Source organism: Psychrobacter sp. NPDC078501, assembly GCF_044900935.1.
In the GTDB taxonomy this organism is placed as follows: Bacteria; Pseudomonadota; Gammaproteobacteria; order Pseudomonadales; family Moraxellaceae; genus Psychrobacter.
In genome coordinates, this window is record NZ_JBJDOS010000004.1 from 32,570 (window position 1) to 56,841 (window position 24,272).

Genomic DNA, 24,272 nt, shown 5'->3' on the forward strand with positions numbered 1-24,272 from the left:
TCTGTTTTATAGATTGATTATGGTTTATAAAATAGTGACTCATTAATGGGGTAGTGGTATGAATGCAGTTCGTCGGAAAAAACTGACGTGGGTTATGTTTACGCTGGCAGGTGCGGCAGTAGCAGTTATGTTGGTTATCTATGCCATCGGGCAGCAAACTGACTACTACTTTGATGCAACCGCTATTGCCCAAGGCGAAGCGCCTCAAGACAAACGTATTCGTGCTGGTGGTATGGTGGTTGCAGGTAGTGTGCAGCGTGCAGCAGACAATCCATTAAATGTTGAGTTTGCGATTACTGATTTTCAATCAACTGTGCCCGTGACTTACCAAGGTATTCTGCCAGACCTATTTGCTGAAAACTCAGGCGTCGTTGCCACTGGTAAAATGCAGGGCGATACTTTTGTCGCTGGTGAAGTATTGGCTAAACATGACGAAAACTATATGCCACCAGAAGTTGCTAAATCTATGAAAGAAAATAATCGCAGCGGAGCGATACCTACTTCTGAACAGTATAATCCTGCTGAAAAGATTCATGAGACCGGAACGCTACAACAGTAACGATTATAAGTTTTCATACCATATGAGAAAAGCCACCGATTATCGGTGGCTTTTTATTGCGCTGTGGTGTTTCGCTAATCATACTTATTAACTCGATTAGTCATCCCATACTGGGCTATAGTCAGGATGTTCAATTTTGCGACCGTCAGAGCTGGCTAGGTTGCCGATTTTTTTTAACTCATCTGCACTTAATTCAACTTTGATGGCATCTAGATTGCCTTGCAAGTGATCAGGGTTAGATGTTTTTGGAATAGCCACACGATGCTTGTCTGATAAGATCCATGCTAATGAGATTTGTGCTGGTGTTACGTTATGCTTATCTGCAATCTCTTTAATTACTTCGTTATCAAATACATCACCACGCGCTAATGGCGAGTAAGCTTCTAGCAGAATGTGATGATTATTCAAAAAGGTCTGCAATGTGTTTTGCTTAATGAACGGATGAAACTCTACTTGGTTCACGACGATAGGCACATCAGCATATTTCTCGGCCTCAATGATATTAGTAATATTAAAGTTTGAAACACCAATATGACGCGTCAAACCTTGCTTTTGGAGTTCGCATAGCGCAGGAATGGTCTCAGATAACGGCACGCGGTCATCAGGCCAGTGCAGTAGCAACAGATCGACATAATCTGTACCCAAGTCTTCCAAAGAACGTTTCGCTGCTGCGACCAGTTTTTCCGGTTCAAACTTCATATCATCTGGAAAAATCTTGGTAGTCAAAAAGAACTTATCACGAGCCACGCCTGATTGTCTGATGCCTTCGCCAACCTCTTTTTCATTGCCATAAGCTTGAGCGGTATCGATATGCTCATACCCCATTTCTAACGCTTTTTTGACCACGTCTACGCATTCTTGTCCTGTTGACTGCCAAGTACCTAGGCCTAGGATTGGGATATTTGCCTGTCCAGCGGTACGAATATTGTAGTTTTTAGCGCTCATATTATTATCCTTGTTATGTGTATCTTATAATTTTTTACCAATTTTAAATGTCATCAATAGTATGGACTAACGAGTAAATTACTATTGAGCCTGTCCACTATAGGAAAAACCAAGGACAAGTGAAAGCGTGAGTGACGGTTTCCTACAAAGGGCAAACAGGCTGTAACGTGATTTTTGATAGTTGTTTAATAATTATTTAATACTCAGTTAGTATTTTGATAACCTATTGGAAAACAGCATTCCTAGAATAAAAGACAAAAAAACGCCCATCACTCTAAGTAATGGGCGTTTCTATTAATCATAACACCTAAAAAACTAGGTACTTTGATTTAAAGTCTTACTGAGCAGCTGCTTCTGCAGTTTCTGGAGCGTCAGCGCTTTCAGTTTTAGCAGCAGTGTCCATATGGGCGCTATGGTCATTACCCCAGATTTTTGGGTACTTGTAGCCAGGGAACGTTTCATGAGCGTACTTTTTGAAAGCTTCTGAGTTATAAGCGTTGGTCACATCTTCAACCCATTTCTTACCAGTATCAGCAGATTTGATCGCTGACCAGTTTACATAAGCAAAGCTTGGCTCTTGGAACAAGGCTTCGGTCAATTTGATACCAGAGTCAGTAGCATAGTTACCGTTGATAACCGCGAAGTCAACCTCATCACGTGCGCGTGGTAATTGAGCAGCTTCTAGCTCAACGATTTCGATCTCGTATTTGCTGTTATCAGCGATATCCGCTTTTGATGCTGTCAATGGATCGATGTTATCTTTCAATTTGATCCAGCCAAGATCGTTCATCATAACCAAAGCACGTGCAAAGTTACTAGGATCGTTTGGTGCAGAGACACTCATACCTTTAAATGCAGCATCAAGACTGGTCTTTTTACCTGAGTAAATGCCAAGTGGTGCCGTTGGTACTTGGAATGCTTCTACTAGATCAAGATTGTTTTCTTTTTTGAAATTATCAAGATAAGGCTTGTGCTGGAAGATGTTGATATCCAAATCACCTTCAGCCAATGCAAGGTTAGGACGGACATAGTCAGTAAAAGCAATCAACTCAACTTCATAACCTTGAGCTTCAAGCGTGCTCTTTACTTGGTTACGAACCATATCAGCAAAATCGCCTTCAGTCGTACCGATAACGATTTTGGTATGATCAGGATCGATATCGCTAGCGGCAGTTTCTGCAGTGGTACCTTCGGTTACTGGCTCTTTAGTCGCTTCTGGTGCTGATGAATTGCTGCAACCAACTAAGACTAGACCTGATACACCAACAGCAGCAAATGCGGTAGCTAACTGACGGCTGATATCTGTTAATTTCATAATATGTCCTTAATAATGAATGGGATTGAGTAAAACGTTTATCGTCTGAACATTAAAAAAGCAACATTATAAATAGTAATGCTGCTTTTGTTGTAAGAGCTGAGATAAGGGTTGAGTGTTGCCAAAAATAAACCTAGTCGCTCGTAAAGTCAAGTATTCTCTAAAGCGGTTTAACGTTTGTCTAAACGATTGGCGAGCCAGTTACCAGAGGCTTGAATCGAGACGACCATGATTGATAATACAATCACGATAAAAATCATTACCTCGGTTTGATAGCGATAATAGCCATAACGAATGGCCAAATCACCCAAACCGCCACCACCAATCATACCAGCCGCCGCTGAATAAGAGAGCAAGCTGATACAAAGAATAGTGACTGACAATACTAAACCTGAGCGAGCTTCATTAAGTAGTACTTTAATAATGGTAAAAGGTCGTGCACCCATCGATTCAGTGGCTTCGATAATACCACGCGGCACTTCACGTAAATTTTGCTCAACCAAACGCGCAAAATAAAACGAACCAGCGATAGCAAGTACGAGGGATGCAGCGATCGGTCCGATACCCGTACCAACGATAGCCTTGGTAAACGGACTCATCGCAATCATCAAAATCACGAAAGGGAAGGCACGCATAAAGTTGGTAATACCGCCAAGCAAACCGTACAACGTCTTGTTTTGCAAAAACTGTCGATCACTAGACAAAAACAAGAATACGCCAAACAGTCCACCGATGACGATTGCTACCGTGGTTGAAATACCGAGCATCACAAACGTATCAATAAACGCGCTCACGATCTCTTTGCGTAACACAAGTAGCTTGTCTATAGAGGCGGATAATTCAGTACCAGTTAACATATCTATTTCTCCTGCCTCATTAGTCCTCGACGACTAGGCCTTTGCCAATCGGGGTGGTTGCTTGAATCAAACCGTCTCGCACATCCGCAACTTCTAATAGTTGTCCTTGATGCAATAACGCTGCGCGATCACAAAGTCTACGAATAACACTCATTTCATGAGTCACGATGACGATAGTCACGCCAAGCTGCTCATTTATATCGCGCAGACAAGTCAGCAAACTACGGGTCGTTGCAGGGTCAAGCGCACTGGTTGGCTCATCGGCCAACAATACTTTTGGACTCGGTGCAATCGCGCGAGCAATACCCACACGCTGTTTTTGTCCACCTGATAGCTGCGCAGGATAGTGACCAGCACGATCGGTCAAATCAACAATCGCAAGACAGTCCATAACGCGCTTATGAATGTCGCGACTTGGATAACCAGAGATTTTTAAGTTAAATGCCACGTTGTCAAAAACCGTTTGATTAGACATCAGATTAAACTGCTGAAAAATCATACCGATATTATGACGAGCAATACGCAGCTCACTGGCAGACAGCGTGGTTAGGTCAGTACCGTCTATCACGACTTGACCCGAATCTGGACGTTCAAGCATGTTAATTAGGCGCAATAAGGTAGATTTACCTGCACCTGAATAACCCATTAGACCAAAGATTTCGCCTTGTTTGATAGTCAGAGATGTCGGCTCAACAGCGGTAAACCAATGTGGTTTGCCGTCTTTGTCTTTGATTGATCGGTCGCTTAAAAAACTTTTGGTCACATCGTTTAAGACAATCATGTCATTCATGGAGGGCTCAAAATTTAATAAATTTTTTAATGGTCAAAAACGCGTCATCAGACCTCTTTCAATATGTAAGAAGCTTGTCAAAACGACAACAGTCAATAACCGTATAATAAGGGGCGGTAATATAGCATATTATCAGGCACTTTGGATATGCACATACGTGTCCGGCTTATGATTAATAGCTATTAAGAATAAGCAGTTAAAATGGCAAGTGTGAAGGCGATAGCTTGATAGCTATCTATATAACGATGGGAATTGATTACTCGTGATAGTTGTAATGAGGGTCATGATGAATTGGGATGGTCACCAAAAATCTAGTATGACCATTTAGCGTATCTGTAATAATGCGTCCTTGATGAGCGGTAACGATTTGTGAGACTAACGATAACCCTAGTCCAGAGCCTTTGTTTTTCTGCTGCAAACGTACAAATGGGCTAAAGACTTCTTCTCGTTTGCCTTCAGGGATGCCAGTGCCTTCGTCGATTACAGCCAGTACAGCATATTTTGGCAGTGGACGTTCGGGTTCAGTTTTGGCTTTTTTCATATGCTTAGCAAACAAACCTTCTTTACGCACGACTGCGCCTGAGTTTTCACTGTTTGAGTTGTTAGATTTGGCGTCATCTTTTGTATTATTTGAGCCATTATTTTTAATAGCGGTATCAGTAATAGATTTATCTGATTTCTGAGCATTATCGTTTATAAGAGTGCCAGTATTCTCGCTTTCTACGTTGCTTATAGATTTTGTTGATACTACTTCAGTAACGTTAGCATTGTTAGCATTATCGGCGTCGTTAGCAAGGTCAGTAGAGTCTGGAACAGCCTTCCAAATAACTTTCTTAATTCTGTCAGTTAACTCACTGGTAAAGCTGTAATAGTCAGCAAGCAGTGATGATTCGCTAGTAGTAGGTTGGGGTTTGCTAGCACTGTCTATCAAGCTTTCATCTGAAAGGCCGTTATCAATACTGACTTCATCATTGTTCTCGTTGTTCTCGTTGTTCTCGTTGTTCTCATTGTGAGCAGCTATATCTTCACCGTTTTTATAGATAGTCGGCGTTGGTAGCTCTGCTATTGAGTCAGTCATTTCTGATTTATTTTTATCAACCGAACTAGTAGCTTCATGCTTAGAAGCTTGGTGCTCAACTACTTTGGCATCAGCATTTTCTTCATAATCGTCAAAGTCTAAACTGTTGTAATCGACAAAGCTGCTGCATAGTACTGTTTGTAATAGATAGTCAGGCACAGTTCCAGCTTCTTCTATGCTCTGAACACCGTATAGCAATACCGTAACAGGCGGCTTGCCATGTAGCATAGCGTTGGTAAGTAAGTTACGAATCAAATGAGTCAACATTGATGACTGACCATCTATCACGATGTGCTCACCAATCAATGTGGCTTCAGGATAGTGCTGACGTTCTTGGTTTACCAAATCGTATAAATCTAGGTTTTCAACTTGCTGTAAAGCATGTCCCGCATCCAAACGGCTAACCAATAATATGCTTTCTACTAAGTCATTAAGACCTGACAAGTCTCTATTGATCGCTTGTGCCCGTTTATCGAACTTTGCTTTGGTATCAGTTGGTAGCGCACCAGCTAGCATATCCATCATCTCAATCTGTAGACGGATACGTGTAATCGGTGTACGTAGCTCATGAGAAGCATGTGCCAGTAGCAAGTTATTGGCATCAATTAAATGTTCAATTTTTTGTGCTGCTTGGTTGAATCCGCGTGCTAGTGCAGCGATTTCATCATTACCACGCGCATTTACTCGCACAGTAAAATCACCGTCACCTAACTGAGTCATTTGTTGGCTCAACTGGTCAATCCGCCATGTCATCGTCCGTGCAATCAACCATAGTACACCTGCCATAATGAGCAAGAGTAGTAGCGTACCAGTGAACAAGTTCAAGGCTGCAGAAAGGACAGGTTTTTTAGGCGTGAGACGTGATTCATACAGTAAGGTATAACCTGTACTGCTATACACTTGGGCTTGCTTGGTAGGTGATGTATCTGCAAGTGATGGAAAAACACGTGAGAACAAAGAAGGAGTAGGGGGAAGCTCTAGGGGTAGGTCACTGTTGTCGGTTTGCATGAGCAGCCGACCTTCGCTGTCATACAATCCCATTTTTGCTTGCAGTGACTCATCAAAAATATCGAAGCTTTTCTTAACGACAGCCAGCATAAAACGAGACTGCAAACGATTGTCTTTGCTGATAGAGATATTCAATTCGTGCAAGAAGGGATCGATTTGCCCCAAGATCTGCGTGGCTAATATCTCTGAGCGAATACCAGCGTCTTTGTCATGAACAAGTTGGGTCAACAGCACCATTGCTACAGCAAATAACGTAAGTGCCAGCATAACGCTGGCAAATAGTTTGGCAAATACGGAACGAAAACCCAATTGCTGCATTAAACGATCTCTATTATTAAACGCTTGTACCGACTCATGATATAGAGTTTACACCATGAGTCAGCTAATTAGGTATCCTTTATGATTACACCTGATCAGTGGCAAATTGATAGCCGACGCCGCGTACAGTAATAATACGCTTTGGCTGGCGTGGATTGTCTTCGATTAAAGCACGTAGACGTGAAATATGTACATCAATCGCACGGTCAATGTTATCTGAGCTGTCATCATTTGGCATCGCTTGCCAGAGTTGCTCACGATTCAACACCTTGCCAGAATGAGTGGCAAAGTAATGTAACAACTGAAACTGATGCGTGGTTAGACGTACCGGTTGGTCATCGATAGTGACTTCATGACTATCAGGGAACACACTCAAACGGCCAAAGGTTAAGCTGTCTGATTGGCTATCGGCTTGATTTGGTTGCTCATGACGACGAATAACCGCACGAATACGAGCTAAAAGCTCACGTGGCTCAAAAGGCTTGGCGATATAATCGTCAGCACCCATCTCTAGCCCCAACACGCGATCGGTTGTATCACCTTTTGCGGTCAGCATAATAATAGGCACTTTATTAGTCATGTTATTCTTGTTGCCACGAATCTTTTGACACACTTGCATACCGTCCATATCAGGTAACATAAGATCCAATACAACCAAGTCAATATCGCGCTCTTTGGTGTCTAATAAGTCGAGACCTTCTTGACCAAGACCAGCATGATGCACATCATAATAGTTCATGGTCAAATAATCGCTGATCAGCTCAGCCAAATCTGGATCGTCTTCAATCAATAAAATCTGCTTACTCATGGGGTGTCCTCTAATTGTTATTGTGATTTATAAAAAGTATAACGTTCTCGGTAATGATGAGCTGTTAGTAATAATAAATAATTAAACTATTAAGCCTCTACGTTTTCAAATATACAGAATAGCGCATAATTAAATGCGAGTAGTATTTCAATACTCGGATAATGCTATATATAGTAGGGCCATATTGCCTAATTATGCTGTTACAAAACAAGAGAAGCTTTGTTAATGTTTCTACGTAATGTAACTGTCAGCATAAGCTATTATGACACAATGACTTTTTTGCCTTTAGAATCAACAGGTAAGTCAGCCAAACAAATTAAGCTATCATTACTCACACCTGCTATCAAATACTGCTGCGTAGTAGGATCGTATTCAACTACCTCAATAGGTTGACGCGTTAGACGCTGATCTTGGCCGATTATCCAAACATTTGCAGTCAATGGTTGTAGCGGCATATAAGGAGGAGTTTGCAACTCTGTCAGGTCTACATCATGTAGCGCACGCTTAGGTACGATAGTGCCTACATCTATTTGACCATAATTGACGCGCCCTGTGACTTTCATATTTGGTAATAACTTATCGCGACTAACCTCGTTGTCGATGACATTAACATAGACCAAAAGCTTTTTTGGCTGACTGGTCGATACCAGTTTGCTGACCTGTCCCGTAAACTTGTCTGAGATACCTTCGGCGGTAAAATTGACTGTCTGACCAACTGAGAGCTGTGGTTTTGCTTGTATAGGTAGGGTAGCCATAAAGTGCAGCTTGGTCTCATCACTGATCTGTAGTAAAGAGTCGCGCGCCGCTAGCTGTTGTCCTGCACTAGCAGATAAGTTTTCCACCCGCCCCGAAAAACTGGCATGAATGGTAATCGAATTATACTGTACATCTTGTTTAGCAGTATTAACGTCTGCACCCTGACTAGTAGAGGTATTGCTATTAGTATCTATCGCAGAGTTTGCTTCTAGCATTTTATTACTATCAGTTTTTCTTACAACAGCAATGTCTGTGTCTGGCTCAGCTTGTACGGGGTTAGAATCAGAGTTTTGCGTATTTTCTGGATTGTTCTGATTAGCATCCCCTGATTCTAAACTAACTTGCTCAGGCTTATTCAAACCTTCAGCTTTGCTAGCCGTACCTATACGCCTAAATACGAGCAATGGCGTGCCTTTTTCTACCCATTGACCTTCACTAACCAGTGTCTCTTCTATACGAATGGGATGTACCGCAACAAATGTGGTCTGCTTGATAGGTTCGATATTACCTTGTAATCCGAGACTCGGCTGATACCTTGAAGGTTTGATACTCAAGATATGTTCTGGCGTCATTGTGACACTATCACTTGTGATGATAAGTGGCGTGTCAGCGGTCTCTGCTTCAATGTCAGTAACAGTCGATTCATTTACAGGTGACGGCTGACAAGCAGCGATAAATAGTATGCTGAATAAATAGAGGCTTTTTCTTAAATGTCTAGAAGCTGTCATAACAGTCACCATTGTAATCGTCATATCATTATATAGTGAATTGTAACTCGGTGGAACGACTGTAAGATATTTACTAAACTTAAGAAAGTTGATAACTCAGTATTGAGAAGAGTTGAAGTTATACCTTTAATAGATAAAAACAGTTATTTGTGATACCAATGAGTTCGAACATAATTTTGCTAATTACTGGAAAAGTAATACTAACTATGCTAAAACAAACACTATAAAATATACTGATACATTTTTATTACAAATGAAAATTATCCAGTAATATGATTGCCAGTTATATACAATACAAAAATATAATAACGCTACCTTCAATTCAAATTTCAATCTATTTATATGTTAGAAAATGGATTTATAGTTAATTAGAATCGTTGTTATATTTGACTTTTCTATTAGATATTCGCGGGGTAAGTTATCTTATTCAAAGCACTCAAATAACGCTAGATTTTGTAAGATTAATAATAATAAAGTGCGTATAGTACGCTATATTGATACCGCGATTAGTCAGTAGGCATCAATTGTAGAAGATTCGCTGTTATCACAAATTTCAACGCAGACAATGCAAATGTAGGTACTTATATCGATCTGACAAGAGATGATATAAAAGTTTAAAATAGCCAAGCAAATTTTGTATTGTTAGATAGCGTTACGAACAAATAGTCGTTTACAGGACAATGAGAATGGAAAATAATTTTGAAGGTTTAAAAGTAATGGTAATTGATGACTCAAAAACCATTCGTCGTACTGCAGAAACTTTATTACAAAAAGCGGGCTGTGAAGTAGTGACCGCTATCGATGGTTTCGATGCGTTAGCAAAGATTGTAGATAACAATCCAGATATTATTTTTGTCGACATTATGATGCCACGTCTAGATGGATATCAGACCTGTGCGCTGATAAAAAACAACCCTGATTATGCTAATAAACCGGTAATCATGTTGTCATCTAAAGATGGTCTATTTGATAAGGCACGTGGTCGTATTGTGGGTTCTGATGAGTATCTGACCAAGCCATTTAGTAAAGATGAGCTTTTTGATGCTATTAATCAGTACCGTTAATCGAATAAATATAGACTTACAGGGAGTGATTGATATTATCGCTCCAGATTATTCAGTACTGAATAACTATGATTAAAGAATGGCTACCAGTCGATTTAGTACCATTTTTGATCATTTTATCTGAACCATATATCAATATATCTTCACAGATATTTTAGAACTTAAAGGAACCTCCTATGACTACCGTTTTAGTCATTGACGACTCGCCATCAGAAATGGCGAAATTTCGCGATATGCTTGCCAAAAACAACTTTCAAGTGTTGGAAGCGACCAATGGTGAGCAGGGTTGCCAGATGGCGGCTGAACATTTACCAGATGTGATTTTGATGGATGTGGTAATGCCTGAAATGAATGGTTTTCAGGCCACGCGTAAGATCACCCGCGGTAAAACCACTGCCCATATCCCTGTCATCATGATCAGTACCAAAAATCAGGAAACAGATAGAGTTTGGGGCAAGCGTCAAGGCGCCAAAGAATATATGAACAAACCAGTTGATGAAAGTGGATTGGTCAATATGATTCGCAAAGTGATGGAGTAACTTGTGGCTTCTAGAGGATTTATCGAGCTTCTGCGTTTAGCAGATTTGGCACGCGCACGCAAAAGCGGTCGCCGCGGTGGCCAAGAGTTTGATTGGCAAGGTGTGGTATTTGAAATTGGTGGGCAGCGCTTAGTTGCCCCTATGGGTCAGGTATCAGAGGTATTATCTATGCCAGAATATACTAGCCTACCTCTAGTAAAGCCATGGATGCTAGGTATTGCCAACATTCGTGGGCGACTATTGCCTTTGACGGATCTGTCGCATTTTTTGCAAGTCCCTAGTCGCTTGACACAAATGAGCCAACGGAAAGTTATCGTCATTGATTATGACAATAACTTTTCAGGACTGCTGGTTGATCAAGTACTTGGTATCGAACAGTTCACACAAGAACAGTATCGTCCAGAAGCCATCGATCCAGAGTCGCCATTTGCGCCTTATAACCATGGCAAGTTTTTCAAAAACGACCAAGACTGGTATGTATTTATGCCAAGTTTGCTCGCACAGGATCCTCAGTATTCAGATGCTGCGATATAGCTATTAACTATACAATACCTGTCTATTGAGTAACGACAGAATAATAGCAACTGACATAATAGGGTTTGATGTCAGCATTTATACAGGCTTTGCTAATCATTGTTTAGATAACAATACGATTGTCAAAGTCAGCCACAATTAGACTTTGATGACTGTTTGAAAGGAAGACGCAAGATGAGTGATGTGATAAAAAAACCTGTAGCTGGTATGAACAAAAAATCAGCAGATGGCAAAGACGCTGATAGTACTTGGAAGCTATTGTTAGGATTTTTTGTTCTATTAAGTTTGGCTTGTCTGATTTGGCTAGTTAATTCGCTATCATCAGTAAGTCAGTATTTCGATAGTTTCAATCAATCCGTTATCTTGCCAGCGGCTGTATTTGCAATCGGCGCATTAGGGATTCTGTTTGCTTTGTACCAGCTGCTGAAAAACCGTGGTGGATCAGAGCGATCGCTTATTGAAAAAGAAACCTTGCGTCGTCGCCAAGAAGCAGAAGCTGAGTCTGAGCGAGCGCGTCAAATCCAAGAAGAAAACGAACGTAACCAGATCGCTATTTTACGTCTGCTTGATGAATTGGGTGATTTGGCAGAAGGTGATTTGACAGTCAATGCGACTGTATCAGAAGACTTTACAGGGGCGATTGCTGATTCAGTCAACTTTGCAATTGACCAATTACGTCAGTTGGTTTTAGTTATTAACAGCACTGCTGATCGAGTATCGCAATCTTCAGATCAAACGCAGATGAATGCTGTTGAACTGGCCGAAGCTTCTGAACACCAAGCACAAGAAATTGCTGGTGTATCAGCCGCTATTAATGAGATGACTGTCTCGATTGATCAGGTTTCAAACAACGCTGCAGAATCTGCAACGGTTGCCCAGCGTTCAGTTGCTATTTCTCATAACGGGGCAGAAGTTGTACAACGCTCTATTGAAGGTATGAACGTTATTCGTGACCAGATTCAAGAAACGTCAAAACGTATTAAGCGCCTTGGTGAGTCTTCGCAAGAGATTGGTGATATCGTTGGACTAATTAACGATATTGCTGACCAGACCAACGTTTTGGCATTGAACGCTGCTATTCAGGCATCGATGGCAGGGGAAGCGGGCCGAGGCTTCGCGGTTGTTGCTGATGAGGTACAGCGTCTGGCTGAGCGTTCAGCTAATGCTACTAAACAGATTGAAACATTGGTAAAAACCATTCAGGCCGATACCAACGAAGCAGTTATGTCGATGGAATCAACAACTTCTGAGGTTGTACGCGGGGCACGCTTAGCGAAAGATGCGGGTGAAGCACTAGAAGAAGTACAGAGCGTTTCTAATACCTTGGCTGACTTGATTCAAAACATCTCGAACGCTGCATTACAGCAGGCTGAGTCTGCTGGTCACATTTCTCACACCATGAACATCATTCAAGATATTACCTCGCAAACTTCTTCTGGAACGATGGCAACAGCCCGTTCTATTGGTGAGCTAAGTGAAATGGCAGCAGCACTACAGGAATCGGTAACGGGCTTTAAGGTATCGAACGACGACGAGCTAGTAGATTATGAAGTGTTAGATACGGAAGGCGCATTGAAAGAAAGCGTTTAATGATTAGTTATCCTTTTAGGACAAGATCGACAGCATTTGATTGTTCTGCGTATTGAATAAATTTGCTGTTGTAAGAGTGATAAAAAGAAGCCGTAATCATAATAGGTGATTTGTCTAGCTTAAATAACGTTAATAAGCCAAATCATCTGCTTAATACAGTTGATTTGACATTGGGTAATACTTTGATGAAAGTCGACAGTTTGGATGTGCAGCGATGGCAGAAGTACATAGAGCAAGAGACTGGATTTGTGCTGCCAGACATACAGCTACAGTGGCTGGCCAATGCAATCGACTGTACTGCGATGTCGAACGGATTGAGCGTTCAGCAATTATGGTATCAACTATCGAAACATGATGGGTTGCGTCAGCAGTTGCTAGATAAAGTACTCATTCATGAGAGTCGCTTCTTTCGACATAGACCCTCTATCGACTTTGTCACAAAGTATGCATTGCAGCATCATAAAGCAGGCAACATCGATAGTTTGTTTCGTATTTGGAGTGTTGGTTGCGCAAGTGGACAAGAAGCTTGGTCATTGGCCATGAGCTTAGCCGCACAGCGATGTCAAAACTATGAAATATTAGGGACAGATATCAGCGAAGAGGCTATCAAAAGTGCACGACTGGGGCAATACGATAACAGGCAGCAATCTTTAATCCCGCAATCGTGTCAGCCGTTCGTTCAGCCGCTGCCATCTAAGAGTACATTAAACAGATCGAAGCCTGACACACCAGAAGCGGCTAATAGTATGAAGGAGAATTGGCAGGTAGCGCCTGTATTGCAGCCACATGTCAATTTTTCTGTACACAATATTATTGAACAAAAACCACCCACTACGCATCTTCAGAATGTGATTATTTGCCAAAACATGCTGCTATATTTTCGTAAATTTGATCAGCGTGATATTTTGGCACGGTTATCAGAGCAGTGCGCGTTAGAGGGATATATTATATTGGCTCCAGGTGAGGCGTTGTTCTGGCGTCCTTCAAATATGCGCCGCATTGCGCACCCACAGGTTAATGTGTGGCAAAAAATTAGTGCCTAAATTAGTGCATAGACGAGTTAGGATAAACCTATGAAAAACCAGCCCAATGACATAGTAACGTTTCAGTGGTTGCTACCATTATTCAATCAGCAGTTAACACAGATATCTGACGATTGGCAATTAGGTGAATCTAGCATCGATCATGAGCAACTAATATCAAGTTATCATCAGATTAGCGGTGCGCTCATCATGCTTAAGCTTCCCTTATTAGCAAATGTTGCTAGTAAGTTGAGTCAACTCGCAGGATTACAAAGTTGTGACGATTTTTCTATTAAAGAGCGCCGTATAGGTCAGTTCTCTCATCGATTGTTGCAACGAGAGGTCAATCAGTATGCGCGTACAGGAATCTATCATATAGGCCTAATAAACAGGGCGGTTGATGAGCTGACCCAAGCCTTGTCTCAACGAGATATAGAAACTGACTTTCTTGTAAATATTAGTGATATTCAGCATGAATACACGAATGATCATGCGAATAACGAAAATATTATCAATAACATTGAAATGGCCGTGCCTACAGAACAAGCTACCGCTAGCTTGACAAGTGAACAGTGTCAGCAGTTGCTACTCGTATGGCGTCAGCAAGTACAAGCATTACTGATCACTAATACAAATCAGTCAGCAGCACTCAGTACCTTAGAGAAAGCTAGCCAGTATTTCAGACAGACAACACAAGATAGTGGTTTACAAAGACTATGGTGTTTGACCGAACTACTGCTAAGTGATCTGGCCCAAAACGAGACCCCACTTCCTGAGCATTATGCACCATTATTAGGTCAACTTGATCAAGTTATAGAATCTTGTGCCCAGTCAAATGAAGTGCCTTCAACTATAGTTGTAAGATTGACAAACGCACTCTATGTCGAATTGAGTTATCTAGCGCAGAGTAGCAAACGTACTCAGTCTATTTTGGATAAAGTATCTCAAAGTACCACGACAGCGTCTCGTTTTTTACCGCAATTATTAACTCAGCTTGATGCGCTTATCTTCAAGTTAGATGAGCCAGATAGCTTGGTAGCTCCTTTACAACATATCAAAGAGCAGCTCAAAAACCGAGGCTGGACTTACTATGTGTCTCAGGTGGAATCAATCCTTGCAGATTTAAAACAGTCTCTCGTATCAGAAACAAGTTTTGCGCAAGAGCAATGGCAAATTGAACGCAAGCTGCAAGAGTTATATAACGCTATTTATAGTACTGAACAAACTATTTCTATTAAGATTGGTGATGCGACCTCTTTCGCTACTGTGCCTGAAGTGATAAGCAGCAATGAGCCAGAATTAACAGGTAAACATGAACCCATTACTACCGATGATGGCCTACGTGAGCTTCGAATTGCAGTAGAAGAGATAAAGCAGAATTTCAATGATTATATACAACATCAAGATATTGGGTTATTACCAGCGTCTACTGATTTTACCAGTATTGGTCAAGCTTTTGACGATATGGAATTGCCAGAAATTCGTCACACTATAGATGATATCGGTAGTCTATTTACACAGTTAACTGCTCGTAATATTACTACCCCGAGCTGGAATTTGGTGCAGGCGTTGGCTGAGAGCTTAACGTCTATTGAGCTATTACTTGACTATCTTGCGCAGCAGGTTTTCGATCAGCAGCTGCTTACTTTAGCAAACGAACATACAGCCAGAGCAACACAGCTTCTTGATACTGATATCGATTCATCAGCAACGCTTAACAAGACTATACTCCCTCAAGAGTCAGCTACGACGAATGTTGTACGTTACGATGATAGTGGTGAGATCAGCCCTGTTATCAATATAGATGATGCAAATGTAGTTGAAGAAGATAGTGTGAGTCTGTCCAACAGTACTGAAAGTGATGCACTAAAGCAGGCTCGTGAACACGTAAAGCCTGATAACTTCGAAACAGATGAAGATGTCCACGATATCTTTATTGAAGAAGTGACTGAAATCATCACTGATCTTGAAGATTTTCTTCCTATCTGGGCGCAAGACTCACAAGACCTAACACCGTTGACTGAAGTGCGTAGAGGTTTTCACACTCTAAAAGGCTCAGGTCGTATGGTTGGTGCCTTTAGTATCAGTGAGATAGCATGGTCAATCGAAAACCTAATGAATCGTTTGTTAGATAAAACATTGCCAGTAACAGATGATGTTGTAAATCTAGTGGTTGATACCACAAAAAATCTACCAGCATTGGTAGCAGATTTTTCAGCGCAGCGACCACCAAGTTTTGATCCTGCGATTGCTATCTTACAAAGTAGCAATCTTATGAGCCAGCAGCCGGTCAACACTGGACTGACGCTAACTGAACTTGCTCCTAAAGAGGTTATGTCAGATGATGCAGAATTAGAAAAATCGCTACTAGAAATTGATGATGTTGATAACGACTCTAATAACGATAGTACCGAATTGGTTACTGACTCGAATAACAAAGAAGTGAATACCAACGAATATCTATCTACATTGGATATTCCAGAGAGCCTTGCACCTTTTATTAGAGAGACTAATCAACTACCAGCTGATGCCAATGATGCAGATCCTGATATCAAAGAGATATTTATAGAAGAGGCCAATGAAGTATTGGCAGAAATTGTGCAGTTGTATGAAAGCTGGCAGAAAAATTCGACCGATCTAGAGGGATTAAAAGATTTTCGCCGTGGTTTCCATACCTTGAAAGGTTCGGGCCGCATGGTAGGCGCTAACTATACAGCGGAGCTGGCATGGTCTATAGAAAACATGCTTAACCGTGTTTTAGATAATAGTGTCGCTATCTCAGCTGATATGAGGCAGTTAATTACAGATGTATTGGCAGCTTATCCTGATATGCTCATAGCATTTGAACAGGGTACTCAAGACTATCCAGCTGTAGTTCCAGTGTGGATTGCGTGTGCTGATGCGTATAGCAAACAGCAGGGTAATGAATTTAGTTATTCTGCATTGTTTGCACAGTCAATAGATAGTTCTATAGATAAGATTGAAAAAACAATGCCATTGTCTGATACAACTGAGACTGACAATGCTTATGATGACGACAGTAATGAAGCTATAGACTCTACCTTACAGACCTTTCATTCGGTCAATGAAAAAATGGCCGAGGCAGCGGTTGTCCTTACCCCTCAAACCGAAGAAGAAAAAGCATTTTGTAAGATATTTATTGATGAAGCAGAAGAGCTGCTTGATTGTATCGAACAGTTTGTCAAAGACAATAGAGAACAGCGTCATATAGAAATCACAGATGAAATCGTACGCGCATTTCATACTTTGCGCGGTGCTTCGGGTTCTAGTGCTTTGGCCGCTATCAGCGAAGTCAGTGCGACCATCGAGCATAGCTTGGAGTCATTACAACAACAAGATATAGGGATGAATGCTCAGCACTTAGCAGCGTTAGCCCAGTCAGCCACATTAATAGAGGGTTATCTAAATAACTATAAGCAAAATGTAGAGCAGCACGATGCATCAATAGAGGATGATGGTTCGCAGAGTCAGCATGACATAGCGTCATTGCAGGCCATGCTTGATGAGCAATATGTGGCTAATGACACTACTGTCATGACCAATAAGAAACCGACGATAGAAGAGTTATTAGACAGTAATATTGATACGTTGCTCGATGCTGAGTGGGAATTAGATGATGCGTTGAATCATACTGAGATAGAGCATATTCAAGGTTATATAGAGCAGCAAGTTTCACAAATAGCTTCTCTTATGGAAAAAGCGCAAGCATTTCCAAAATTCGTCACAATTTTAGATGAGCTGGGTAATGCGTATCGCTACTTAAGCAATAATATCGATATAGCTCAAAATCAAGACATTCAAGCAATATTGCATGCAGGTCATGCTCAGCTGATTGGCTTGTTTGATGCCTTAGCTGGCAGTACTTCTTTAAAAATAGATAAACAAGTCATTGATGATCTACAGAGTATTTATCAAGAAAGGGATGAGAACGAGGACGTTGGCTTCACCGTTAGAGTTGTTCCAGCAACTGAACTACAGTTTGAGACTATTGATACGGATATCGAGCTATTAGAGATATTTTTAGAAGAAGCACAAGAGCTTGATACTGCACTAGATGAAAGCTTCAATAAGTGGCGTGCCGATATTACAAATACCAATGCGCTAAAGGTTCTACAGCGTCATTTGCATACGATTAAAGGCGGTGCACGGATGGCAGGTATCCGTAGTATTGGCGATTTGACCCATGAAGCAGAAAGCGTCTATGAGTCGTTTGTAGAGAACCGAAGAGCGCCAACCGCGCAGTGGCTTGAAATCATGCAAATGGTACAAGACACGATGTCACTACAAGTGATGCATATTGTGAGTCATAAGAAATCTTTCTTTACTCCAGAGCTAATTGAACAGTTGCGCCAGCTTGAAAAAGCAAAAACGTTACCAGAGGTAGTCGATCTAGTCATACCAGTACCGAAAAATCATTTCGCACCTACAGAGCGTAGCATTGCTGCCAATGTTGTTGACAGTGATAATGAGGCAGTGAGTACCCTAAGTCTGGATAGCATGATTAAGCAATCATGGGCTAACGGACTCCCTGATCCTGATATATTAGCGGTATTTTTGGAAGAGGCAGAAGAGCTTACCAATCGTAATAAGTATCTGCACTTATTCTTAAAAGACACGAGTAATACCACAGCGTTACAAGCGCTCCAACGTGACTTGCATACCATAAAAGGTGGCGCACGAATGGTCACTGCCTCTGGTATCGCTGACTTAGCTCACGAAATGGAATCAGTTTATACGGATTTTGTCAGTAATCGACGTCCAGCCACTAAAAAAGTATTAGAGTTGCTGGTTGCAAGTCATGACTGGCTAGCTGATGCAGTATTTATTCTTCAACAACAAGTTAATCCACCAACGCCTACGTTGTTGATTGAAGCATTGGAGCAGTTTGGTAGAAACCCTGATAGCCTAAAAACGATACCTAAAGAGTCTCTACAAGCCCAGCGTGAAGCTATTTTAATTGCCAAAGAAAACCAAGATTCACAGTATCTTGCAAAAGATATCAGTGAAATGCCGTCTATGCTTAGAGATACTCATGAGGAAGATCAAAGCGCTAGTAGCAATGAGATGATTCGTATCTCAGGTGGTTTGATTGAGCACATGATTAATTTATCTGGTGAGTCAGCGATTAACCGTGCTCGTATCGATATGGGTATCAGTAGTTTAACAAACAGTATTGAAGAGATGGGTACGACAGTACAACGTTTGGCAGATCAGCTACGTCGTATGGAGATCGAGCTAGAAGCACAGATTTTGTCTCAGATAGATGAGGAGCTCATCGATAATGAAGACTTTGACCCTCTAGAGATGGATCAATACTCATCTTTAAATCAGCTGTCTAAATCTTTAACAGAGTCGGCCTCAGATTTGGTTGATATTAACCATACATTATTAGAAAAGACACGTGATAGTGAAAGCCTACTGCTACAGTTGTCTCGTACCCAGACTGAACTGCAAGATGGTTTGATGAATTCACGTATGGTGCCATTTACACGCTTGACGCCACGTTTGGAACGTATCGTACGTCAAACAGCTAATGAGCTTAATAAGTCTGTTGAACTGACCATCATCAATGCTGATGACGAGATGGATAGAACCATCCTAGAGCGCATTACGTCACCGCTTGAGCACATGTTACGTAATGCTGTCGACCATGGTATTGAAACTACGTCAACCCGTCTGAAGTCAGGCAAAGAGCGTAGTGGCCGTATCACCCTTGAGGTACATCGTGAAGGTAGTGAGATCGTCATTCAATTAACAGATGATGGGCGAGGCATTGATGTTGAAGCAGTACGTAGTAAAGCCATCTCTCAGGGTCTAATTGATGCGGACGATAATAGTTTGTCAGACCTTGATATTATGCAATACGTCTTCAACGCTGGATTGAGTACGAGTAAGCAAGTGACTCAGATTTCTGGACGCGGCGTTGGTATGGACGTTGTTATTAGTGAGATTCGCCAACTAGGTGGAGCGGTATCCGTCGTTTCAGAGTTGGGTAAAGGCTCAAGCTTCACAATGCGCCTACCATTGACAGTAGCCGTGTCTGACGCGTTGGTTGTTCGTGCGGCAGATCGCTACTATGCGATTCCATTGGTACAGATTGAGCGCGTGGTTCGAGTGAACCCAGAAAAGCTCTATGACTATTATCAATCAAATGATGCCACATTGAATTTTGAAGACACTGAGTATCGAGTACGTTATCTAAATGAAATTTTATCAGGCAATAAGTTAAATGAGTTGGTCGTAAATACCAATACCAGCTTACCGCTTATCATTATTAAAAACCGTACCGGACAGAATATTGCTTTGCAAGTGGATCAGATTGCAGGTTCGCGCATAGAAGTTGTTGTCAAACCTTTAGGCCAACAGTTATCAAATATTCCAGGGGTTTCAGCTGCTACTATCATGGGTGATGGCTCGGTCATGCTCATCTTAGATCTGATTGCTCTTATGCGTAATGCGCAATTGGTCAAGAATATTACGAAAGCTGCTGATGCTAAAAGAGGACGTATAGAGTCTAAATCTACTATTCTAGTCGTCGATGATTCAGTGACGGTACGTAAAGTAACCTCACGTTTCTTAGAGCGCCAAGGGTTCAATGTGGCAGTCGCTAAAGATGGTATTGACGCAATTGAAATACTGCAAGATATGACACCAGACATGATATTGCTTGATATCGAAATGCCTCGTATGGACGGCTTCGAGGTCGCCACTCAAGTCAGACATAACAATCGTCTAAAGCAAATTCCAATTATTATGATAACATCACGTACTGGCGAAAAGCATCGTGAGCGTGCCTTAGAGATTGGTGTGAATGACTATATGGGCAAACCATTCCAAGAAAAAGAGCTGCTTGATAAAATGCAAAAATTACTAGGTGAAGGGGTCAGCCTGACTAATGAAGGATAATGCACGTGTTTTAGCACTGCGAAAAAAAAATAGAAACGATATTAAAGTGATGGTGGTGGCAGAAGATCACCGCCAGCGCATGGCGTTTTCAGATACGGTACGTGGCTTCGGCTTTACGCTGGTCGGCTGTGTGTCACGAGCACAGTGGCAGGAAACAGGCGAGCTTTCTAACTCAGCTATCGATATCTGGCTGATAGACAGTGATTATGATGACAGTGTGGCAATAGCGACGGTGGCATCCAAACCAGCAGCAGTACTAGTGGGTTTCAGTCAGGCTCCGTACCTAAACGAATCACAAGAATATGCAAAATGGCAGCGTAAGTTAAAGCGTAAATTTGCTCAACTGCTTGACTTGCCAACATTGGTAGATGCTCCAGCTTACAAGAGTGCTGATACTGACTGGCATTATGTCGTATTTTTGGGTGCTTCTATGGGTGGCCCTAGTGCGGTTAAAGAGTTCTTAGATAACGTACCAGCCACACTGCCAATTTGTATTTTATTGGCACATCATTTCAATCAGACCATGATTGGTACGTTGCCCCGCATACTTAATCGTCATAATGACTGGCGCTGTAAGATTATCGCTTCTTCACAGCGGCTACGTGCAGGAGAGTGTCTGATAGTACCTATTGATAAGCAGGTTGTCTGCGATTCAACAGGTCGCGTGATACTATTGGATCAAGATTGGCATGGTGAATATAAGCCTGCAATTGGGCAGCTGCTCAAAAATACCAGTGATGTTCATGGTAGCGAGCTTATTAATATTATATTTTCAGGTATGGGTAATGATGGCTCTCAGTACTTGGACCTAATCCAAGACAATAACAGTCAATTATGGGCACAAGATCCGAGCTTGAGTGCATGTCCAAGTCAACCTCAGGCTATCATTGACTCAGGGTATTGCAACTTTATTGGTAGCCCTACCGATTTAGCAAAAAAACTAACCGATTACATTGGTGAAAGGGCAGATAGCCATTCACATTAACTTATTGCGAGTGACGTATGACACAAATTTTGAAACATTCGTTTGAGGCTGTGAGTCTGTTGACTACCAACAACGGTATGCTTGACGTCACTATTGTTCCAGCATTTAACCAGCCGGACTGGATCATTCCAAGTAGCCTAATTTTGAGTGTGGATGAGCTCCAACAGCAGGTTTCTAGATACGACTGGCAACAACAAGATTTGGCTGTATTTCATTTGCTACTGCAAGATCAAGCTCCAGACAAAATGATTGTTTTGGAAGGTAATACGACTGATCACCGTTTTGCCTTACAAACGGCAGGTGACTTGCGTCAGCTGCAAGCACGAATTTCTGAAGTGAAAGATGTAGAGACACCGGAACAGTTTAGTACTACCAATGGCAAAGATAGGGAAGAGTATTTTGATAAAAATGACGTCTCCTCCTACCTATATCAAACAGTGATGATTGATGACGAAATCTACTTAGTGCCAGATTTGGATAAAATTGCCTATCACCTGATTGATTTAGATGGCTAGATTCTCACCTGTATTTAAGGTATTCTCCATTCTATAAATAGTAAGCCAGTAATGTTAATGACTTCATCTGTTGAAGAGTTATTAAGTGGCTTATCAAACTGATTAGAGATAATTCCTGATAAAGGTAGTAGAGTCACTCATGAATAATGCCAACTCGAATGTATCAAAGTGGTCGGTTAGTAGCCGTATTTTTCATTGGATTAGTGCAGCCTTACTGTTAGCCACATGGATAATGATACTGCTATATGAGAATTTAGATAGCAATCTGTTTATTGGATATCATAAAGCGTTCGGCGTGAGTTTGTTATTTTGGATGATTGCCCGAGTCATCAACCGCGTTTTTACTAAGGCACCACCACCATTAGCCATGCCAAAATGGCAAATGCTCATATCTCAGCTGTCACATTTTGCTCTCTATGCCATACTGATTGCTATGCCAATGGTTGGCTTACTGATGGCAGTATATGGTGGTCGACCAGTTGATATTTTCGGTATCTTTCAGATCCCTGTCTTCGTGACCCCAGATAGAAGTTTGGCTCGTTTTTATAATAACTTGCATACTGAGATTATCTGGCCGATGATTATTGGTTTTACGGTCTTGCATATAGCAGCCGCGTTATACCATCAGTTTGTCAAAAAAGACAATCTTATTGCCCGTATGAAATAATCTATAATCGATAAACATTAAAAAGCCCCAAGTATCAAACTTGGGGCTTTTTTTATTCATTGTAGAAATACGTACTATTAGAACGTTATTTCTTATGCTCAGGCAAATTGATATTCATCTCTAATACATCTAAGCTGTCTTCAGAACGATGGTTGATATTGACATCATCAATCTGCACACCGTTAACGTATTTGTTCACAACTTCTAAGATTTCACGTTTCATTTTCTCGATACGATCAACCGTTAAGCGATTGTTCAATCTGTTTTCGCTAGCAACGATAACTTTTAAACGCTCAGTTGCTAAATTTGCGCTACCTGAGTTACTGTTGTCGTCAGTACCAAATAGGCTACTCCAAAATCCTTTTTTCTTAGTCATCATTATCCTCCAAACCAGCGCTGTAATAGACTCTTTTTCTTCACGTCAATGTGACGTAGTGGACGCTCTTCACCCAAGAAACGGGCGACAATGTCTTCATAACATTGACCAGCAACAGAGTCGGTATAATGAATAACTGGTTCGCCATGGTTGGACGCTTCAAGCACTGAATGGCTCTCAGGAACAACACCAAGTAGTGGAACTTTTAGGATATCGTTCGAGATAGTATCAATATCCATCATCTCATTGGCAGCCGCACGTTCAGGATTATAACGAGTGATAATCAAATGCTCGCGAACAGTCCCTTGGTTCTCTTCTACTTTTTTCGTCTGACTTTGTAGAATACCGATAATTCTATCTGAGTCACGCACTGAAGAGATCTCAGGGTTAGTGACAATAATAGCCTCATCCGCATGATACATCGCTAGCTGTGCACCGCGCTCGATACCGGCAGGTGAGTCACAAATAATATAGTCAAACTGTTTAGAGAGTTCAGCCATTACCTCTGATACCCCTTCGTCTGTCAATGCGTCTTTATCACGCGTCTGACTGGCGGGCAGAATATATAGGTTTTCAAGCTGTTTGTCTTTGACAAGTGCTTGCGACAAGCGCGCGTTTCCAGTGATAACATCTACGAAGTCATAAACAATTCTGTTTTCGCAACCCATGATTAAGTCTAGATTACGTAGACCTACATCAAAGTCGATAACAACTGTTTTATAGCCACGTAACGCCAAACCAGCGGCAAAAGAAGCACTTGTCGTGGTTTTACCCACACCGCCTTTACCTGAAGTGATTACAACTATCTTCGCCACAATGGCACACTCCTATGAATCAATGGGATATCTTTTATATAAATAGCAAAATTACATGTTATTTACCTAACATATA

Annotated in this window: 18 protein-coding genes and 1 pseudogene; 10 read left to right on the top strand and 9 right to left on the bottom strand. The window is 41.4% G+C overall.

Features of this window, described 5'->3' with window-relative positions:
* The first annotated feature begins 58 nt into the window (after positions 1-58).
* Entirely contained in the window at positions 59-559 is a 501-nt protein-coding gene (gene ccmE / locus ACI2IW_RS08355; RefSeq protein WP_404693347.1) for a cytochrome c maturation protein CcmE, read from the top strand.
* A 96-nt stretch (positions 560-655) separates the two neighbouring features.
* On the opposite strand, the gene ACI2IW_RS08360 is transcribed toward ccmE, so the two are convergent.
* From ACI2IW_RS08360 to ACI2IW_RS08390, 7 genes are all read right to left on the bottom strand, one after another.
* Complete coding sequence (locus ACI2IW_RS08360; RefSeq protein WP_404693348.1) at positions 656-1,504, bottom strand: aldo/keto reductase; 849 nt, start codon at positions 1,502-1,504, stop codon at positions 656-658.
* 337 nt (positions 1,505-1,841) lie between these two features.
* The gene (locus ACI2IW_RS08365; protein WP_404693349.1) at positions 1,842-2,819 is read right to left on the bottom strand and encodes a MetQ/NlpA family ABC transporter substrate-binding protein; all 978 of its coding nucleotides are present in this window, start codon (positions 2,817-2,819) and stop codon (positions 1,842-1,844) included.
* A gap of 170 nt (positions 2,820-2,989) precedes the next feature.
* Positions 2,990-3,646 carry a methionine ABC transporter permease gene (locus ACI2IW_RS08370; protein ID WP_404693523.1) on the bottom strand — a complete coding sequence of 219 codons (657 nt, stop codon included), beginning with the start codon at positions 3,644-3,646 and terminating at the stop codon, positions 2,990-2,992.
* Positions 3,647-3,695: 49 nt separating this feature from the next.
* The gene (locus ACI2IW_RS08375) at positions 3,696-4,466 is read right to left on the bottom strand and encodes a methionine ABC transporter ATP-binding protein (RefSeq protein WP_057761581.1); all 771 of its coding nucleotides are present in this window, start codon (positions 4,464-4,466) and stop codon (positions 3,696-3,698) included.
* Positions 4,467-4,722: 256 nt separating this feature from the next.
* Positions 4,723-6,870 carry an ATP-binding protein gene (locus tag ACI2IW_RS08380; RefSeq protein WP_404693350.1) on the bottom strand — a complete coding sequence of 716 codons (2,148 nt, stop codon included), beginning with the start codon at positions 6,868-6,870 and terminating at the stop codon, positions 4,723-4,725.
* Between the two features lie 85 nt (positions 6,871-6,955).
* Positions 6,956-7,678: a response regulator transcription factor gene (locus ACI2IW_RS08385; protein WP_057761578.1), complete on the bottom strand. Its 723-nt coding sequence runs from the start codon at positions 7,676-7,678 to the stop codon at positions 6,956-6,958.
* A gap of 260 nt (positions 7,679-7,938) precedes the next feature.
* Positions 7,939-9,162 (bottom strand): efflux RND transporter periplasmic adaptor subunit, encoded by a 1,224-nt coding sequence (locus ACI2IW_RS08390; RefSeq protein ID WP_404693351.1) that lies wholly within the window; start codon positions 9,160-9,162, stop codon positions 7,939-7,941.
* 686 nt (positions 9,163-9,848) lie between these two features.
* On the opposite strand from ACI2IW_RS08390, the gene pilG reads away from it, so the two are divergent.
* From pilG to ACI2IW_RS08435, 9 genes and pseudogenes are all read left to right on the top strand, one after another.
* Entirely contained in the window at positions 9,849-10,226 is a 378-nt protein-coding gene (gene pilG, locus ACI2IW_RS08395; RefSeq protein WP_057761576.1) for a twitching motility response regulator PilG, read from the top strand.
* Between the two features lie 176 nt (positions 10,227-10,402).
* Positions 10,403-10,765 (top strand): PleD family two-component system response regulator, encoded by a 363-nt coding sequence (locus ACI2IW_RS08400; RefSeq protein ID WP_057761573.1) that lies wholly within the window; start codon positions 10,403-10,405, stop codon positions 10,763-10,765.
* A 3-nt stretch (positions 10,766-10,768) separates the two neighbouring features.
* Positions 10,769-11,299, top strand: coding sequence for a chemotaxis protein CheW (locus ACI2IW_RS08405; protein ID WP_160022438.1), 531 nt, complete (start codon positions 10,769-10,771; stop codon positions 11,297-11,299).
* Positions 11,300-11,602: 303 nt separating this feature from the next.
* Positions 11,603-12,889: pseudogene (locus ACI2IW_RS08410) on the top strand (methyl-accepting chemotaxis protein); the annotation flags it as partial.
* Between the two features lie 110 nt (positions 12,890-12,999).
* Positions 13,000-13,932: a CheR family methyltransferase gene (locus ACI2IW_RS08415; RefSeq protein ID WP_404693352.1), complete on the top strand. Its 933-nt coding sequence runs from the start codon at positions 13,000-13,002 to the stop codon at positions 13,930-13,932.
* 30 nt (positions 13,933-13,962) lie between these two features.
* A complete protein-coding gene (locus ACI2IW_RS08420; protein WP_404693353.1) occupies positions 13,963-20,838 on the top strand; it encodes an Hpt domain-containing protein in 6,876 nt (2,291 codons plus the stop codon).
* On the top strand, positions 20,828-21,823 hold the full coding sequence (locus tag ACI2IW_RS08425) for a chemotaxis protein CheB (protein WP_404693354.1): 996 nt from the start codon (positions 20,828-20,830) through the stop codon (positions 21,821-21,823). Before ACI2IW_RS08420 ends, ACI2IW_RS08425 begins: the two co-directional genes overlap by 11 nt.
* Before the next feature lie 17 nt (positions 21,824-21,840).
* Positions 21,841-22,338 carry a hypothetical protein gene (locus tag ACI2IW_RS08430; RefSeq protein ID WP_404693355.1) on the top strand — a complete coding sequence of 166 codons (498 nt, stop codon included), beginning with the start codon at positions 21,841-21,843 and terminating at the stop codon, positions 22,336-22,338.
* A 139-nt stretch (positions 22,339-22,477) separates the two neighbouring features.
* A complete protein-coding gene (locus tag ACI2IW_RS08435) occupies positions 22,478-23,005 on the top strand; it encodes a cytochrome b (protein WP_404693356.1) in 528 nt (175 codons plus the stop codon).
* Positions 23,006-23,090: 85 nt separating this feature from the next.
* Here ACI2IW_RS08435 and minE read toward each other — a convergent pair whose 3' ends face one another.
* Both minE and minD read right to left on the bottom strand, forming a co-directional pair.
* Positions 23,091-23,381: a cell division topological specificity factor MinE gene (gene minE, locus ACI2IW_RS08440; RefSeq protein ID WP_404693524.1), complete on the bottom strand. Its 291-nt coding sequence runs from the start codon at positions 23,379-23,381 to the stop codon at positions 23,091-23,093.
* Positions 23,382-23,383: 2 nt separating this feature from the next.
* Positions 23,384-24,196 carry a septum site-determining protein MinD gene (gene minD, locus ACI2IW_RS08445; protein WP_057761560.1) on the bottom strand — a complete coding sequence of 271 codons (813 nt, stop codon included), beginning with the start codon at positions 24,194-24,196 and terminating at the stop codon, positions 23,384-23,386.
* Between the last annotated feature and the right edge of the window lie 76 nt (positions 24,197-24,272).

Coding starts and splice junctions, on each gene's coding strand:
- ccmE (WP_404693347.1), top strand. CDS start 59: ATGAATGCAGTTCGTCGGAAAAAACTGACGTGGGTTATGTTTACGCTG.
- ACI2IW_RS08360 (WP_404693348.1), bottom strand. CDS start 1,504: ATGAGCGCTAAAAACTACAATATTCGTACCGCTGGACAGGCAAATATC.
- ACI2IW_RS08365 (WP_404693349.1), bottom strand. CDS start 2,819: ATGAAATTAACAGATATCAGCCGTCAGTTAGCTACCGCATTTGCTGCT.
- ACI2IW_RS08375 (WP_057761581.1), bottom strand. CDS start 4,466: ATGAATGACATGATTGTCTTAAACGATGTGACCAAAAGTTTTTTAAGC.
- ACI2IW_RS08380 (WP_404693350.1), bottom strand. CDS start 6,870: ATGCAGCAATTGGGTTTTCGTTCCGTATTTGCCAAACTATTTGCCAGC.
- ACI2IW_RS08385 (WP_057761578.1), bottom strand. CDS start 7,678: ATGAGTAAGCAGATTTTATTGATTGAAGACGATCCAGATTTGGCTGAG.
- ACI2IW_RS08390 (WP_404693351.1), bottom strand. CDS start 9,162: ATGACAGCTTCTAGACATTTAAGAAAAAGCCTCTATTTATTCAGCATA.
- pilG (WP_057761576.1), top strand. CDS start 9,849: ATGGAAAATAATTTTGAAGGTTTAAAAGTAATGGTAATTGATGACTCA.
- ACI2IW_RS08400 (WP_057761573.1), top strand. CDS start 10,403: ATGACTACCGTTTTAGTCATTGACGACTCGCCATCAGAAATGGCGAAA.
- ACI2IW_RS08420 (WP_404693353.1), top strand. CDS start 13,963: ATGAAAAACCAGCCCAATGACATAGTAACGTTTCAGTGGTTGCTACCA.
- ACI2IW_RS08425 (WP_404693354.1), top strand. CDS start 20,828: ATGAAGGATAATGCACGTGTTTTAGCACTGCGAAAAAAAAATAGAAAC.
- ACI2IW_RS08430 (WP_404693355.1), top strand. CDS start 21,841: ATGACACAAATTTTGAAACATTCGTTTGAGGCTGTGAGTCTGTTGACT.
- ACI2IW_RS08435 (WP_404693356.1), top strand. CDS start 22,478: ATGAATAATGCCAACTCGAATGTATCAAAGTGGTCGGTTAGTAGCCGT.
- minE (WP_404693524.1), bottom strand. CDS start 23,381: ATGACTAAGAAAAAAGGATTTTGGAGTAGCCTATTTGGTACTGACGAC.